This window comes from Acidobacteriota bacterium (assembly GCA_038040445.1).
Classification (GTDB): Bacteria; Acidobacteriota; Blastocatellia; order UBA7656; family UBA7656; genus Onstottus_A; species Onstottus_A frigus.
The window spans coordinates 1-14,206 of sequence record JBBPIG010000042.1 but is presented as its reverse complement, the minus strand read 5'-3'; the positions used below and the strand labels follow the sequence as shown (position 1 = coordinate 14,206).

Annotated in this window: 27 protein-coding genes; all 27 read right to left on the bottom strand. The window is 57.5% G+C overall.

Annotated elements, in window-relative coordinates; genetic code table 11:
• Positions 1-16: 16 nt before the first annotated feature.
• Positions 17-400 carry a 30S ribosomal protein S13 gene (rpsM, locus tag AABO57_27160; protein MEK6289409.1) on the bottom strand — a complete coding sequence of 128 codons (384 nt, stop codon included), beginning with the start codon at positions 398-400 and terminating at the stop codon, positions 17-19.
• Positions 401-441: 41 nt separating this feature from the next.
• Entirely contained in the window at positions 442-555 is a 114-nt protein-coding gene (gene rpmJ, locus AABO57_27155) for a 50S ribosomal protein L36 (GenBank protein MEK6289408.1), read from the bottom strand.
• Positions 556-717: 162 nt separating this feature from the next.
• Positions 718-1,494: a type I methionyl aminopeptidase gene (map, locus tag AABO57_27150; GenBank protein MEK6289407.1), complete on the bottom strand. Its 777-nt coding sequence runs from the start codon at positions 1,492-1,494 to the stop codon at positions 718-720.
• A gap of 27 nt (positions 1,495-1,521) precedes the next feature.
• The gene (locus AABO57_27145) at positions 1,522-2,184 is read right to left on the bottom strand and encodes an adenylate kinase (GenBank protein ID MEK6289406.1); all 663 of its coding nucleotides are present in this window, start codon (positions 2,182-2,184) and stop codon (positions 1,522-1,524) included.
• A gap of 7 nt (positions 2,185-2,191) precedes the next feature.
• Positions 2,192-3,646 carry a preprotein translocase subunit SecY gene (gene secY, locus AABO57_27140; protein MEK6289405.1) on the bottom strand — a complete coding sequence of 485 codons (1,455 nt, stop codon included), beginning with the start codon at positions 3,644-3,646 and terminating at the stop codon, positions 2,192-2,194.
• Between the two features lie 36 nt (positions 3,647-3,682).
• A complete protein-coding gene (rplO, locus tag AABO57_27135) occupies positions 3,683-4,171 on the bottom strand; it encodes a 50S ribosomal protein L15 (protein MEK6289404.1) in 489 nt (162 codons plus the stop codon).
• Positions 4,172-4,252: 81 nt separating this feature from the next.
• Entirely contained in the window at positions 4,253-4,465 is a 213-nt protein-coding gene (rpmD, locus tag AABO57_27130) for a 50S ribosomal protein L30 (GenBank protein MEK6289403.1), read from the bottom strand.
• 46 nt (positions 4,466-4,511) lie between these two features.
• On the bottom strand, positions 4,512-5,015 hold the full coding sequence (rpsE, locus tag AABO57_27125) for a 30S ribosomal protein S5 (GenBank protein ID MEK6289402.1): 504 nt from the start codon (positions 5,013-5,015) through the stop codon (positions 4,512-4,514).
• 91 nt (positions 5,016-5,106) lie between these two features.
• On the bottom strand, positions 5,107-5,466 hold the full coding sequence (gene rplR / locus AABO57_27120; GenBank protein MEK6289401.1) for a 50S ribosomal protein L18: 360 nt from the start codon (positions 5,464-5,466) through the stop codon (positions 5,107-5,109).
• A gap of 87 nt (positions 5,467-5,553) precedes the next feature.
• Entirely contained in the window at positions 5,554-6,108 is a 555-nt protein-coding gene (gene rplF, locus AABO57_27115; GenBank protein MEK6289400.1) for a 50S ribosomal protein L6, read from the bottom strand.
• Between the two features lie 114 nt (positions 6,109-6,222).
• Positions 6,223-6,615, bottom strand: a complete 393-nt coding sequence (gene rpsH, locus AABO57_27110; GenBank protein ID MEK6289399.1) for a 30S ribosomal protein S8 — start codon at positions 6,613-6,615, stop codon at positions 6,223-6,225.
• Positions 6,616-6,686: 71 nt separating this feature from the next.
• On the bottom strand, positions 6,687-6,866 hold the full coding sequence (locus tag AABO57_27105; protein MEK6289398.1) for a type Z 30S ribosomal protein S14: 180 nt from the start codon (positions 6,864-6,866) through the stop codon (positions 6,687-6,689).
• Positions 6,867-7,071: 205 nt separating this feature from the next.
• Entirely contained in the window at positions 7,072-7,617 is a 546-nt protein-coding gene (gene rplE / locus AABO57_27100) for a 50S ribosomal protein L5 (protein ID MEK6289397.1), read from the bottom strand.
• A gap of 99 nt (positions 7,618-7,716) precedes the next feature.
• The gene (gene rplX / locus AABO57_27095; protein MEK6289396.1) at positions 7,717-8,049 is read right to left on the bottom strand and encodes a 50S ribosomal protein L24; all 333 of its coding nucleotides are present in this window, start codon (positions 8,047-8,049) and stop codon (positions 7,717-7,719) included.
• 73 nt (positions 8,050-8,122) lie between these two features.
• Positions 8,123-8,491: a 50S ribosomal protein L14 gene (rplN, locus tag AABO57_27090; protein ID MEK6289395.1), complete on the bottom strand. Its 369-nt coding sequence runs from the start codon at positions 8,489-8,491 to the stop codon at positions 8,123-8,125.
• A gap of 6 nt (positions 8,492-8,497) precedes the next feature.
• Complete coding sequence (gene rpsQ, locus AABO57_27085; protein MEK6289394.1) at positions 8,498-8,857, bottom strand: 30S ribosomal protein S17; 360 nt, start codon at positions 8,855-8,857, stop codon at positions 8,498-8,500.
• An 18-nt stretch (positions 8,858-8,875) separates the two neighbouring features.
• Complete coding sequence (rpmC, locus tag AABO57_27080; GenBank protein ID MEK6289393.1) at positions 8,876-9,079, bottom strand: 50S ribosomal protein L29; 204 nt, start codon at positions 9,077-9,079, stop codon at positions 8,876-8,878.
• Positions 9,076-9,516 (bottom strand): 50S ribosomal protein L16, encoded by a 441-nt coding sequence (gene rplP / locus AABO57_27075; GenBank protein ID MEK6289392.1) that lies wholly within the window; start codon positions 9,514-9,516, stop codon positions 9,076-9,078. Before rplP ends, rpmC begins: the two co-directional genes overlap by 4 nt.
• Positions 9,517-9,594: 78 nt before the next feature.
• Positions 9,595-10,251 carry a 30S ribosomal protein S3 gene (gene rpsC, locus AABO57_27070; protein MEK6289391.1) on the bottom strand — a complete coding sequence of 219 codons (657 nt, stop codon included), beginning with the start codon at positions 10,249-10,251 and terminating at the stop codon, positions 9,595-9,597.
• Positions 10,252-10,323: 72 nt separating this feature from the next.
• Positions 10,324-10,686 (bottom strand): 50S ribosomal protein L22, encoded by a 363-nt coding sequence (rplV, locus tag AABO57_27065; protein MEK6289390.1) that lies wholly within the window; start codon positions 10,684-10,686, stop codon positions 10,324-10,326.
• 3 nt (positions 10,687-10,689) lie between these two features.
• Positions 10,690-10,986, bottom strand: coding sequence for a 30S ribosomal protein S19 (rpsS, locus tag AABO57_27060; GenBank protein MEK6289389.1), 297 nt, complete (start codon positions 10,984-10,986; stop codon positions 10,690-10,692).
• A 39-nt stretch (positions 10,987-11,025) separates the two neighbouring features.
• Positions 11,026-11,850 (bottom strand): 50S ribosomal protein L2, encoded by an 825-nt coding sequence (gene rplB / locus AABO57_27055; GenBank protein MEK6289388.1) that lies wholly within the window; start codon positions 11,848-11,850, stop codon positions 11,026-11,028.
• 97 nt (positions 11,851-11,947) lie between these two features.
• The gene (rplW, locus tag AABO57_27050) at positions 11,948-12,280 is read right to left on the bottom strand and encodes a 50S ribosomal protein L23 (GenBank protein MEK6289387.1); all 333 of its coding nucleotides are present in this window, start codon (positions 12,278-12,280) and stop codon (positions 11,948-11,950) included.
• Between the two features lie 6 nt (positions 12,281-12,286).
• Positions 12,287-12,976: a 50S ribosomal protein L4 gene (gene rplD / locus AABO57_27045; protein ID MEK6289386.1), complete on the bottom strand. Its 690-nt coding sequence runs from the start codon at positions 12,974-12,976 to the stop codon at positions 12,287-12,289.
• 19 nt (positions 12,977-12,995) lie between these two features.
• Positions 12,996-13,628 carry a 50S ribosomal protein L3 gene (rplC, locus tag AABO57_27040; GenBank protein ID MEK6289385.1) on the bottom strand — a complete coding sequence of 211 codons (633 nt, stop codon included), beginning with the start codon at positions 13,626-13,628 and terminating at the stop codon, positions 12,996-12,998.
• Positions 13,629-13,714: 86 nt separating this feature from the next.
• Entirely contained in the window at positions 13,715-14,041 is a 327-nt protein-coding gene (rpsJ, locus tag AABO57_27035; protein ID MEK6289384.1) for a 30S ribosomal protein S10, read from the bottom strand.
• 94 nt (positions 14,042-14,135) lie between these two features.
• Complete coding sequence (locus AABO57_27030) at positions 14,136-14,204, bottom strand: hypothetical protein (GenBank protein ID MEK6289383.1); 69 nt, start codon at positions 14,202-14,204, stop codon at positions 14,136-14,138.
• Positions 14,205-14,206 lie beyond the last annotated feature (2 nt).

Genomic DNA, 14,206 nt, shown 5'->3' with positions numbered 1-14,206 from the left:
CCTCACGGATCACTTCTTACTTCTTTCCAGCAACCTTCTTCTTCGCTACCGTCATGCGGCGTGGCCCCTTGCGGGTGCGGGCATTTGTGTGGGTGCGTTGACCTCGAACCGGAAGCCCCCTCCGGTGACGGAGGCCGCGATAGCAGCCGATGTCCATCATTCGCTTTATGTCCATCTGGATCTGCTTGCGCAAATCACCTTCGACCCCGCCTTGCTGGTCGATCACGGTGCGGATGCGATTGACTTCTTCTTCAGTCAGCTCGCGGATGCGCTTATCGACGCTTATGCCGGCCTCTCCCAGGATCTTGTTAGCGCGAGAGCGCCCGATGCCGTAGATGTACGTCAGACCAATTTCAGCTCTTTTATTAGCTGGCAGGTCCACACCTGCTATGCGTGCCATTCTTCCTCCGATTGCTTCGAACGCGAAGCTCGCTCGCTAGACTATCCTTGACGCTGTTTGTGCTTCGGGTTGGTGCAAATCACCCTCACCACGCCCCGGCGGTGAATGACCTTGCAGTTGTCGCACATTTTCTTAACCGACGCCCTGACTTTCATTGTTGCTCTTCCTCGCCGTGATGCGGCCACTCTGCTGGGAAAATGCCTTGGATGACAAACGGTTATTCTAGCATCGCCAACCGCAACCGGCAACCCGCGCACGTGGCGCGGGCTTTAGGCCCTGTCTCTTGCTACGCCTGGAACGCCGGCACAGACTAAAGTCTATGCTACTTCCGAGGCCGCCCTTCCATTGTCTAGCACGGTCAGTATCCGCGGCCCCTCCTGGGTAATCGCAACCGTGTGCTCGAAATGCGCCGAGGGCTGGCCGTCGAGAGTAATAACCGTCCAGCCATCCGAAAGCACTTTCACGTCTTCGTGCCCGAGATTGATCATCGGTTCGATCGCAATAACCCATCCTTCGCGCAGGACTGGCCCTGTTCCCGGCTTACCGTAATTCGGCACCTGCGGCTCTTCGTGCATCGCGCGTCCCACGCCGTGGCCACAGTAGTTCTTGACGACGGAATAGCCTAGTGGCTCGACGTAAGCCTGCACTGCGTTGCATACATCGCCGAGCCTGTTGCCCACTCGGCATTTCTCGATCGCTTCGTATAGCGATCTCTGAGTGGTCTCCAGAAGCCGCTTGACCGGGTCACTGACCCGCCCTACCGGCACTGTGACGGCCGCGTCGCCGACATATCCCATGTATGTCGCGCCGCAGTCGATGCCGACGATGTCGCCCTCTCGCAGCTTGCGCTTGCTCGGAATTCCGTGGACAACCTCGTCGTTTATCGAAGCGCAAATCGAACTTGGATAACCGTGGTATCCCTTGAAAGTCGGATACGCGCCGGCATCCACAATCATCCGGTCTGCTTCATGATCAAGGTCCCGAGTAGTTACGCCAGGCTCGATCATCTTGGACAAGCGCTCCAATACCTGCGCGACGATACGCCCTGAAGCTCGCATCCTTTCGATCTCGGACTTGGACTTGCGAATTATCATGAAAGACCACGAATCGCCACAGCCAAATCAATTCGCGTCTGCTCGAGTGCCCAATAATTTGGCCATTCGGGCGAAGACGTCGTCGGGCGTGCCTGAGCCGTCAACTTTGTACAAGCGGCCGGAGTCGGCGTAATAGTCCAATAGCGGCCGCGTCTTCTCGTCATAAAGGGCGAGCCGTTGAGCTATTGATTCTTCGTTATCATCCGATCTGGTGAAAAGCGGCTGGCCGTCCAAATCACAGACGCCCTCGGTGCTACTTGGCTTGAAATAGACGTTGTAAATCGCGCCGCACGCGCTGCACGTTCGCCGGCCCGCCAACCGCTTGGCCAGCAACTCGCGCGGTGCTTCAATACTCATGGCAGTAATTCTATGCCCGAGCGCCCTGGCGATCGACTCAAGAAGCCGCACCTGTGGAAGCGTTCTCGGAAAGCCATCGAGTATGCAGCCTCGCTCGCAATCGGGGCGGCTCAGACGCGTTTGCACAACCTGGGCAAGAATGTCGTCTGAAACAAGTTGACCGGCGGCTTGCACTTCTCTAACCTGCAAACCGAGCGGCATATCGCTGAGCGCAATCTCGCGCAGCATATCTCCAGTAGCGACCAGGGGAAGTCCATTTCTTTCGGCCAGCATCTGCGCCTGCGTGCCCTTACCCGCGCCCTGCGGCCCCATCAACACGATGATCTCAGGCATAACAGTTCTAGTAGCTGCGGCGTGCACGCAGCCGGCGGCCTCGCGGACCGAGGAATCCATCATAGTGGCGCATGATCAGTTGAGATTCGATCTGATTCATCGTATCCATCGCTACGCCGATTACGATCAGCAAGCTGGTTCCTCCGAAAAAGAAGTTCACGCCTATCCCCGTCGTCAACCACGACGTCAAAGGGTTGGACCGAAGCCCGTTGTCGATCCACGGACCGATGAGCGGAAGGTACTGGAATTGAAAGCCCTGAAGCAAGAACTGCGGAAGCAACGCAACCATCGCCAGGTATGTAGCGCCGACCGTCGTCAGTCGCGTGAGTATCTCGTTCAAGTGATCAGCCGTTCGTTTGCCCGGCCGGATGCCCGGGACGAACGCCCCATTCTTGCGCAAATTGTTTGCCACTTCGTCCGTGTTGAAGATGATCGAAACGTAGAAGAACGTGAAGAAGATTATCGCCGTGGCATATATGAGATAGTGAAGCGGATGTCCTTGACCGCCGATCTCAACCGCAAACCTCGAGAGCCAGGCTCGCCATCCGGTTGTCTGTGTAGGGTCGGTCCCTATGAAGCCGAGAATAGTCTGCGGGAACGCCAGTATCGACGATGCGAAGATCACCGGAATCACGCCCCCCATGTTGACCTTCAACGGCATGTGAGTCTGTTGCTGCGGTATCGACTGGCGGCCGACCATGCGCCGCGCGTGATTTATTGGCACCTTCCGGAACCCGCGCTCAACAAAAACGATGCCCGCGATGATAAGTACCATCACTAGGAACAAGGCGATCACTCCGAGCGCAGTGCCGGTTCCACCGCTGATCAGCTTCTCATACATCGTCTGGGCTGCCGACGGTAACCTGAGCACGATACCCGCGAAAATTATCAAACTTATTCCGTTGCCAACCCCGCGCTCGGTTATCTGTTCGCCAAGCCACATGATGAATGTGGTGCCGGTACAAAGCGTCAGCATCGTCATCGCAAGGAAGCCGACACCGGGATCGCGCACAAGCGATCCGCTGCCCGTTTGCTGATTCTGCAGCCAGTACGCGATGCCGAACGACTGGACCGAGCAAAGCACAACCGTCAGGTAGCGGGTATACTGCGTGATCTTTCTTCGCCCCAGCTCGCCTTCTTCTTGAAGCGCCTTTAGTCGCGCGCTCACAACCGTCATCAACTGAAGTATGATCGACGCTGTAATGTAAGGAGTGATTCCGAGCGCAAAGATCGAGACTACCTTAAAGTTCCCGCCCGAGAACAAGTCCATCACACCCGCCAGACTGCGCTGCAGGTCGCCGGTGTTCCAGAGAGCAGCGAGTGCGTCCGGGTCGATGCCGGGCGTCCGCACGTGCGAACCAATGCGGTAGATCGCCAGCATCGCAAGCGTAAAGAAAACACGTCTGCGCAGGTCAGGCACGGCGAAGATATTGCGGACGCTGTTGATGAAATTCTCGATCATGACCTTGAACCCCTATGACTAGCCTGGCGCACGTCGCTAATCGCTGGCCTTCCCCGCCTCAGCCGTCCTCGATACAACGGTCGCCGAGCCACCTGCAGCCTCGATCTTTTCGCGCGCCGCCTCGCTGAAGCGATGGGCCGATATCTTGAGCGCCTTCGTCAGCTTGCCCTTGCCCAGCACCACTACGCCGTCGTAGCGCGCGAGTTTGCTCTTTTTGATCATACCACGCTCAGCCATGAGCTCCGGCGTTACCTCGTCTGACGGCTCGAAGCGCTGATCCAGACCCGCAAGGTTTACTTCGATCCATTCCTTCTTGAAGATGTTGGTGAAGCCGCGCTTCGGCAATCTTCGTTGAAGCGGCATCTGTCCGCCCTCAAACCCAGCGCGCCCGGAATAACCCGACCGTGACTTCTGCCCTTTGTGCCCGCGCGTAGAAGTCTTGCCGTGGCCTGAGCCGGGCCCGCGACCTACCCGCTTCTTCTTTTTGTTTGCGCCTTCGGGGACTCCAATATTGTGTATTCCCAGTGCCATCTTAAAACTCCACTGATGCGTGATGCTCGATAAGGCAGCGAGTGCCATCCGGTCACGCATCACGCATCACGCTTTCTATTCAACAATCCGCAGCAGGTGCGGGACCTTCTTGACCATCCCGCGCATCGACGCGGTATCGGGCCGCACGACGATCTGATTGAGCTTCGTAAGCCCGAGGCTGCGCACAAGCTCCTTGTGCGCCTTCGGTGTTGCAATGGTGGATCGATACCACTGGATCTTTATTGATTGACTCTCGCTTGCGTTGCCCTTCGCCTTAGCCTTAGCCATCTTGAACTCCTCTCCCTTGGCCCTTTGCCCTTAGCGCTTTGCCCGCTCACGCGGTCTGCACCTCTTCTACCATCTGCCTCCGGAGCCGCGCGACGGCAGCCGGGTCTTTCAGGCTCTTCAGCCCTTCAAAAGTCGCACGCACGACGTTATGGGGATTGGAAGAACCAATCGACTTGGTCACCACGTCGCGAACGCCGACCAACTGCATAACGGCGCGCACTGGTCCGCCTGCGATCACGCCCTTTCCTTCAGGCGCTGGCTTGAGAAGCACCCGCCCCGCGCCGAAGACGCCCAACGTCTGGTGTGGGATCGTCGAGCCGGAAAGCGGCACGCGCACGAGGTTCTTCTTGGCAGCTTCAATGCCCTTCTTGATGGCCAGAGGGACTTCGCGAGCCTTGCCCGACCCAAATCCAACTATGCCGTTTTCGTTGCCGACAACCACGAGAGCCGCAAACGACAAATTCTTGCCGCCCTTCACCACCTTGGTAACGCGATTGATTGAAATGACTTGATCTTTGAGATCAAGGCCCGATGATTCTATTCTTTCCATATCTCCCCAAGCCGATTTTAGATTTTAGATTTTGGATTTTAGATTGGTGACTAGGTTCTCGTCCCGGAACCCAAAATCTAAAATCTAAAATCTAGAATTCCAGTCCCGCTTCTCGAGCAGCTTCGGCAAGGCTGCGGACGCGGCCGTGATAGATGTACCCGCCGCGGTCGAACACGACGCGTTTGATTCCCTTCTCTTGTGCGCGGTCCGCAATCAGCTTGCCGATCTCTTTCGCGGCGGTGATGTTTCCCCCGGTTCGCCCGCGCCATGCTGTTTCGGTGGTCGAAGCCGACACCAGAGTCATCCGCTGCCCGTCGTCTATGATCTGAGCATATATGTGGTCGAGGCTGCGATACACGGCGAGTCGCGGGCGCTCGGCGGAGCCCGAAATCTTCGTTCGAATCCTCTTGTGAACCGCTTCCCTTATTTCCTGGCTTGTCTTTCTTCCCATTTCGCATTCACCTCAATCGCTGATTGCGGGAACGATCATCGCCCGTCACTTCAGCAACCTTGTACCTGGCTGGTCCAAAACCCCAGGCTACTTCCCGGTCTTGCCGGGTTTGAGCTTCAACGCCTCGTTGGCGTAGCGCACGCCCTTCCCTTTGTAAGGATCGGGCCGCCGAAGACTACGGATGTCGGCCGCAACCTGGCCCACTTGCTGCCGGTCCGTGCCGGTTATTGTCAGCGTCGTCTGATACTGTTGAATGGGCTTGTTGATGCGCTCGATCTTGACGTCGATGCCCTTAGGCAGCGGGAACTCGATCTGGTGCGAGTACCCCAGATTGAAGATCACCCGATCCTTCTGACGCTCAGCCTTGTAGCCCACACCCACAATATCCAGTTGGCGGATGAACCCGTCGGTCACACCGGTAACCGCGTTCTGGACCAGCGCGCGAGCAAGCCCGTGCACTGCAGCGCGATCGTCCGACTCGCGCTCGGCGATCAATTCATCGCCCTCGACACGGCACTTGATGCCTTCCGGCAATGGGACCGTAAGAGTGCCTTTGGGTCCAGTAACCTCGACGGTGCCGTTCTCAATCTTGAGCTTTACGCCCTTCGGTATTGATATCGGCTTTCTACCTATTCTAGACATAAACCAACCCCGATGACCTGTACGGGCGTCCCTCCGTGGGCGCCCCTCCTTGCTTCACAGGAACGCTCGCAACTAAGGGGCGCCCACGGAGGACGCCCGTACAGGTTGGCTTCCCTAATAAACTCGGCAGAGCAATTCCCCTCCAACCTTTTCACGACGCGCGCGGCGGTCGGTCATCAGACCTTGCGAGGTCGAGAGTATGTTGATCCCCATTCCGCCAAGCACTTTTGGCACAGACGTGCTGTTCACATAAACGCGGCAGCCGGGTTTCGAAACGCGCTCAATCTTCGACATCACCTGCTCGCCCTTTGGGCCATATCGCAAGTAGATACGAATGTTCCGCCGCGCGCCTTCGCCTATGATCTTGTAGTTGTTTATGAATCCTTCATCCTTCAGTATCCGGGCGATTTCGACTTTGAGCTTCGAAAGCGGCACGTCCACCTTTTGATGTTTGGCTGCATACGCGTTTCTCACGCGCGTCAGCATGTCAGCTATCGGATCTGTCATCACTTCTCCTGAATTCGCGATTCGCGATGCGTGAACAACAAATTTCCCGCATCACGAATCACGCATCACTCTTACCAACTCGATTTCGTGACGCCGGGTACGTGCCCCTCGAGCGCCAGTTCGCGGAAGCATATCCGGCAAAGCGCGAACTTGCGCAGATAGGCGCGTCCACGCCCGCAGCGTCTGCACCGGTTGTGAACGCGCGACGTGAACACATTGAGATTTAATCCCGCCGCCTTTGCGCGTTTGATCGCCTTCTTGTTTGACTTGCCCTGCTGCTCCTTGACTCGCAGCTTTGCATTGGCCAGGGCGCGCTTCAGTTCATTCGCCTTATAAATCGAAGAAGTTCTTGCCATAGTTAGTCCGTAGCCCGTAGTCCGCCGTCGGCAGTTCGTAGTCAGTGGTCCCGTGCGCCGAAGAGCCACGGACTACTGACTACGGACTACTGACTACGGACTATTTCGTAAATGGCATTCCGAACTCTCGGAGCAGGGCGCGACCCTCCTCGTCTGTTCGAGCCGTTGTCACGATCGATACATTCATGCCGCGTGTTCTATCAACCTTGTTGAAGTCGATTTCGGGAAAGATCAACTGATCCTTGATTCCTATCGTGTAATTGCCGCGCCCGTCGAACGCGCGCGGACTGATGCCGCGAAAATCGCGCACGCGCGGCAGCACGGCGTTAATAAACCGATCAAGGAATTCGTACATCCGGTCGCCTCGCAGCGTCACCGAAACGCCCACCGGCATTCCGGTGCGCAGCTTGAAAGCCGCGATCGACTTCTTGGCTTTTGTGATGACCGGTTTCTGGCCGCTGACGGTTGAAAGCTCCATCGCCGCCTGGTCGAACACTTTCGGGTTGGCCTGCGCCTCGCGCCCGACGCCCATATTCAGCACTACCTTTTCAAGCTTCGGCACTGCCATGGTGTTCTTGTAGTCGAACTCCTTCATGAGCGCCGATACTATCTGGTCCTTGTAGCGTTCCTTCAATCTGGCTGCCATCTTCGTATCCTCGTTACTGATGCGATGTGGGCCTCGCCTTCAGTATCCATTCAACATCGCGCTGAAATGCAGGCGCGTTAGGTTTTCCCACTTGAGTCTCTACTGTTTCTCGATCGCCGCGCCGCATTTTTTGCAGGCACGATGCCGCTTCCCGTCTTCCAGAACCTGATGCCCCGACCGGGTTGCCTCGCCGCAGTGGGGGCAGAGCACCATCACATTTGATAGGTCGATTGGCGACTCACGCTCGAGTATGCCGCCCTGAATCCCGCGCCGGGTGTTGGCTTTGTTATGGCGCTTAACCATGTTCACGCCCTCGATTATCACTTTGCGCTTCGAGGGCTGCACTTCGATGACGCGGCCTTTCTTGCCCTTGTCCTTACCGGCTATCACGACCACCCGGTCGTTTTTTCTCACATTGATTTCAACGTTCATTTAGCTAGTCCTTGGTCAATGGTCATTGGTCATTGGTCATTGCCGACGTGTCTCCCGATGGGCCAATGACTAATCAAATCACCTCCGGCGCGAGGCTCACGATCTTCATGAACCGCCTCTCGCGCAACTCTCGGGCGATCGGCCCAAAAACGCGAGTGCCCACTGGTTCGTTGTCGGGCTTGATGATGACCGCCGCGTTCTGATCGAAACGAATATAGGTCCCGTCCTTGCGCCGCGTCTCTTTCCGGGTGCGAACGACCACGGCGCGGACAACCTGTCCCTTCTTCACCGCTCCGTCGGGCGAAGCTTCTTTGACCGACGCGGTGATGACATCGCCCAGCCCGGCGCGCGAGCCAGTGTGTCCGCCGACCGGCAGGATCATCGCGATGCGCTTGGCCCCGGAGTTATCCGCGACCTCGAGGATTGATCTCATCTGAACCATAGCTGTTCACCTCGCCTTCTGAACTATCTCAACCACTCGCCAGCGCTTCCGCGCAGACAACGGCCGCGTCTCAACTATTCGCACGATGTCCCCGATGTGCGCGCCAACCTCGTCGTGCGCCATGAACTTCGTCCGCCGGCGGATATAACGCTTGTATTTCCGGTGGCGAACCTGCCGTTCCACGCGCACGACCACAGTCTTTTGCATCTTGTCACTGGTAACCAACCCGACCTTTTCCTGCCGGCGGTGCCTTGCCGGTGCGCTCGTGGCGGCGTTTTCAGCGGCCGGTTCGCTCGGGGCGGCGGCGACTTCAGCGGCCGGTTCGGCTTCGATTTCCGCCGGGACTCCTTCGATGTTCTCTTCCATAGCTATCCTTCTCGGTTTCTAATTCTGCGCCGTCGCGCCCTCGCGCTCCCGCAATAACGTCTTGACTCGCGCCAGGTCTTTACGCGACTCGCGAAGCTGCTTTACAACGTCGGTGTTGCCCAGCGACAGCTTGAATCGCATCCTGAAAAGCGACTCCTTGAGCTCGTTCACTCTGGCGCGCAGGTCGTCATCAGACAGATCCCTCAGCTCTTCAGCCTTCATACCAGCCCGCCTCCTTCCTGCTCCTTGCGCGTGATGAACTTGGTTTTGATCGGGAGTTTCTGAGCCGCCAACCTCATGGCTTCGGCCGCAGTCTTCTCGTCGACGCCTTCCATCTCGAACAGAACGCGCCCGGGCTTGACGACTGCGACCCACCCTTCAGGCGCGCCCTTGCCTTTTCCCATACGAGTCTCGGCAGGCTTCTTGGTGATGGGCTTATCTGGAAACACTCGAATCCAGATTTTCCCGCCGCGCTTAACGAAGCGAGTCATCGCAACGCGGGAAGCTTCAATCTGCTTGCCCGTTATCCACGCCGGCTCCAGCGCTTTCAGCCCGTACTCGCCGAAAGAAATCTTCGCGCCGCGCGTGGCGAGTCCAGACATACGCCCCCGCTGCTGCTTGCGGTACTTCATTCGTTTTGGAATCTTGTATTCTGCCATTATCAGTAGTCCGTGGTCCGTAGTCCGTAGTCAGTGGTCCCCGCTACGGACTACTGACTACGGACTACGGACGAAATCCTATTGTCTTTTCGCCTGCGCCGCGCGCCTCACCGTCATCTCGTCCCCGCGGTAGATCCACACCTTGACTCCAATCACTCCGAACGTCGTGTGCGCTTCAGCGAAGCCGTAGTCGATATCGGCGCGCAACGTGTGAAGCGGAAGCCGCCCCTGCAAGTACCATTCAGAGCGCGCGATCTCGGCGCCGTTCAACCGCCCCGACACGCGCACCTTTATTCCCTGCGCGCCAAACCGCTGAGCGTTTTCGACGGCCCGCCGCATCGCGCGGCGGAAGGCGATTCGCTTCTCGAGCTGCTGGGCGATCTGCTCGGCCTGCAGTTGCGCGTTCAACTCAGGCTTATGGATCTCCTGAATGTTGACGTAGACCTCGCGCCCGGTTCGGTCTTTGATCTCCTGCTTGAGCTTGTCAATCTCCGCCCCTTTGCGTCCGATGATGATGCCTGGACGCGAAGTGTGGATAATGATTTTCAGCTTGTTAGCCGCGCGCTCGATGTCAATGTGCGATACGCCCGCGCCCGCAAACCGGCCCTTCAATTCTTTTTTTAGCTTCAGGTCTTCGTGCAAGAGATCGGCATAGTCGCGTTTGGCGATCCAGTTCGAATGCCACGTGCGATTGAAGCCCAATCTGAATCCGTACGGATGAACTTTCTGACCCACGATTCCTCCCGATCAGAAGGCAGTAGGCGGAAGGCAGAAAGCAGTGACTGCCTTCTGCGTTCTGCCTTGTGCCTACTGTTCTTTCTCCGACTCCACCTCTATCGTTATATGGTTCTGCCAGCGGCGCTCGCGATATGCCCGGCCCATCGGCGCAGGGCGAACGCGCCGGCGATATTTGGTTGGCCCGAGGTCAACCGTCGCGTTTGAAATCTTAAGCCGGTCCACGTCGATCGCCACGTTGAGTTGATCGGCCTTTTGCTCGGCGTTGGCAATCGCCGAGCGCAACGTGATCTCTATCGGCTTCGCCGCGCGCTTGTTCGACGTCTTCAGCATTGCCAGCGCTTCGTTGACGCCGCGCCCGCGAATCAGATCGATGACCAGCCTCGCCTTTTGCGGCGAGCCTTTGATGTATTTTGCGACTGCGCGTGCCTTCATCGCTTACTTGCCTCCCGGCGCCTTCTTCACGGTCTTGTCAGATTTCTCAGGGTGGCCCTTGAACTGCCGCGTGGGCGCGAACTCACCGAGCTTGTGGCCGACCATGTTCTCCTGAATGTAGACCGGAATGAATTTCTTCCCGTTGTGCACGGCGATCGTGTGGCCGACCATCTCAGGCACGATTGTCGAACGACGAGACCAGGTCTTTTGGACCCGCTTCTCGTTCGTCTGGTTCATCCGCGTGATCGTCTTCATCAAGTGTTCGTCGAGGAACGGCCCTTTTTTAATCGATCTTGCCATAACTTTCCGATGTTATAGGTCCTATAGGTCAACTAGGACTTATTTCTTCCCTCTGCGCACGATGAACTTGTCGGTGCGCTTGTTGTTCCGGGTCTTGTACCCGCGAGTAGGCTGCCCCCAGGGCGTAACCGGGTTGCGGCCTCCTGAAGTCTTTCCCTCACCTCCGCCGTGCGGATGGTCCACAGGGTTCATCGCCACGCCACGCACCTTTGGCCTTCGGCCCAGCCACCGGTTGCGCCCAGCCTTGCCCAACGAGACATTGCTGTGTTCGATGTTGCCGATCTGCCCGATCGTCGCGTAGCAGTCGATGTGCACCCTGCGTATTTCGCCGCTCGGCAATCGCAGTTGAGCCCAATCGCCTTCCTTGGCAACAAGCTGCGCCGCGCCGCCTGCCGCTCTAACCATCTGCGCGCCTTTGCCCGGCCGCAGCTCGACGTTGTGAATCGTCGTGCCCAGCGGGATGGCCTTCAGAGGAAGCGCGTTGCCGGAAATGATGTCCGCTTCCGGTCCCGACACAATTGTCTGCCCGACTTTCAAGCCAACCGGCGCGATGATGTATCGCTTCTCGCCGTCAAGATAGTTGAGCAGCGCGATGAGCGCCGAGCGATTCGGATCGTACTCGATAGTGGCGACCTTCGCGGGTATGCCCTTCTTGTCGCGCTTGAAATCTATGATCCGGTAGAGCCGCTTAGCCCCGCCCCCTCGACGCCGCACCGTTATGTGCCCGTCGTTGTTGCGGCCGGATATGCGTTTCTTCGGCTCGAGCAGCGGCTCGTACGGCTTGTCAGTCGTTATCTCATCGCGGGTGAGGTACGTCTGAAACCGCGTAGCTGCCGATGTTGGTCTGAGCTTCTTGATTCCCATCACTTACCTCATTGCCAATTGCCAATTTCAGATTGCCGATTTGCCGGCCAACGCGCTTGACTCAATCGGCATTCGGCAATCGGCAATCGACAATTCTCTAGATTGCGTCTTCATACATGATCGGCTTCTCGCCGGCCTTGAGCGTCACAAAAGCCTTCTTCCAATCCGAACGGCGGCCCATCTCGCGGCGCGTCGGTATGCGTTTCATCTTGCCGTGATAGTTGGCTACCCGCACGTGGTCAACTTTCACCCCGAGTATTTTCTCGACGGCGCGCTTGATCTCGGGCTTGGTCGCATTGCGATGCACCTTGAGCGTGAGCATCTGGCGGGCATTACCCGTGCGCCCCATCGACTCAGGCTCATCTTTCATCGTGAGCGCCTTCTCGGTTATGACCGGCCCTTTGATGACATCCCAAATACTTTTCATCAGCGTCTCCTACCGATTGCCCAACTGCTTCTCTAGCTGGGTTGCCGCCTCGCGGGTCAGCGCGACATGCTCGTGGGTGAGAAGGTCATAGATGTTCACGTTGCTGGCCGCGACCAGTGTGATCTCCCGCAGATTGCGCGACGACAGCACCAGCTTCCCGTTGCTGAGCGAATCGACGACCAGAGTTCGCTTGTTCAACCCCAGCGTCTCAAGCGTCGCCGTAAGGTCTTTGGTCTTGTGCGACTCGAGCTCGAAGTTGTCGACAATAACCAGCCCGCCCTCGCGCAAACGCTCCGAAAGCACTGAGCGTATCGCGCCCCGGCGCATCTTCTTCGGGATGCTATAGGACCAATCGCGCGGCTGAGGTCCATGCACGTTCCCGCCGCCTTTCCAAAGCGGACTCCGCAAGCTGGCTACTCGCGCGCGGCCGGTGCCCTTCTGTTTCCAGAGTTTCTTGCCGGAGCCTCTGACGTCGCCGCGAGTCTTCGTCGCCGACGTTCCGGCGCGCTGATTCGCCATGTAGCATTTCACCGCCGAATAAATCAGCGCCTTGTTGAGCGGCGCGCCGAACACTTCGTCGGACAACTCGACCTCGCCGACCTCTTCGCTCTTCAGGTTTTTTACCTTCACAACAGGCATATCGCTCCCCATCGTGATGCATGATTCGTAATGCGTGACCTTTTGTTTTTTCTCACGCATCACGGATTACGCATCACTCTCACAATTGCGCCTTCTTGATCAGCACGTACGATCCGTTCGGCCCGGGAACGGCGCCGCGAATCATCAAAAGATTATTCTCGGTATCAACCTTGGCCACGCGAAGGTTCTTGACCGTGATACGAGCGTCACCCATGTGACCCGGCATCTTTGTGCCCTTGATGACACGAGAGGGATAGGCCGAAGCTCCGATGCCGCCCGGCGCGCGGTGAAACATCGAGCCGTGAGTGGCGACGCCGCCTGCGAATCCGTGCCTCTTGACGACACCGGCAAACCCTTTTCCCTTCGACTTGCCAACCACTTCAACGACATCGTTCGCATTGAAGATGTCGACCAGGATCTTGTCGCCGACGCTGGTGGCGTCATCGCTCGCCTCGACGCGCACTTCACGCAGCACTCGAGTAGGAGGCACGCCGGCGCGCTTGAAGTGACCTTCGGTCGGTTTGTTTATGCGGCGGGGCGGCTTCTCTTCGACCAGTCCAAGCTGCACTGCATCGTAGCCGTCGGTGTTGACGGTCTTCTTCTGAACTACTATGCATGGACCGGCTTTGATAACCGTCACTGGCGTCACCGAGCCGTCTTCCGAAAACAACTGCGTCATCCCCAGCTTCTTACCGATTATTCCGTTGACCATAATTCAATCATCCGAGGTCCGTAGTCAGTAGTCCGTAGTCCGTAGCTAAAGCGCTACGGACTACTGACTACGGACTAGGGACGAATCTATTTGTGGTCCTTGCCGAAAGCTTTGATCTCGACATCCACGCCCGCCGGCAGATCGAGCTTCATCAGCGCGTCCACCGTCTGCGGTGTCGGATCGAGAATATCCATCAGCCGCTTATGAGTTCGAATCTCGAACTGCTCGCGCGATTTCTTGTCCACGTGCGGGCTGCGCAGCACGGTGTACTTGTTCTTCACCGTCGGCAGCGGAATCGGTCCCGCCACCCGCGCGCCCGTTCGCTTGGCCGTGTCAACTATCTCAGCCGTCGACTGGTCAAGCACGCGGTAGTCATACGCCTTCAACCGGATTCTTATCTTTTCGTTCAGCATTTCTTCTCGTCCTTATTCATCTGTCATTCGTCCTTGGCCGCGACTCGTCGTCAAACATGACCTCGAGTGACTATTGACCAATGACTAATGACTGCTATTCGATAACCTCTGACACCGTTCCCGCGCCTACCGTTCGTCCGCCTTCCCGGATCGCGAACCTCAACC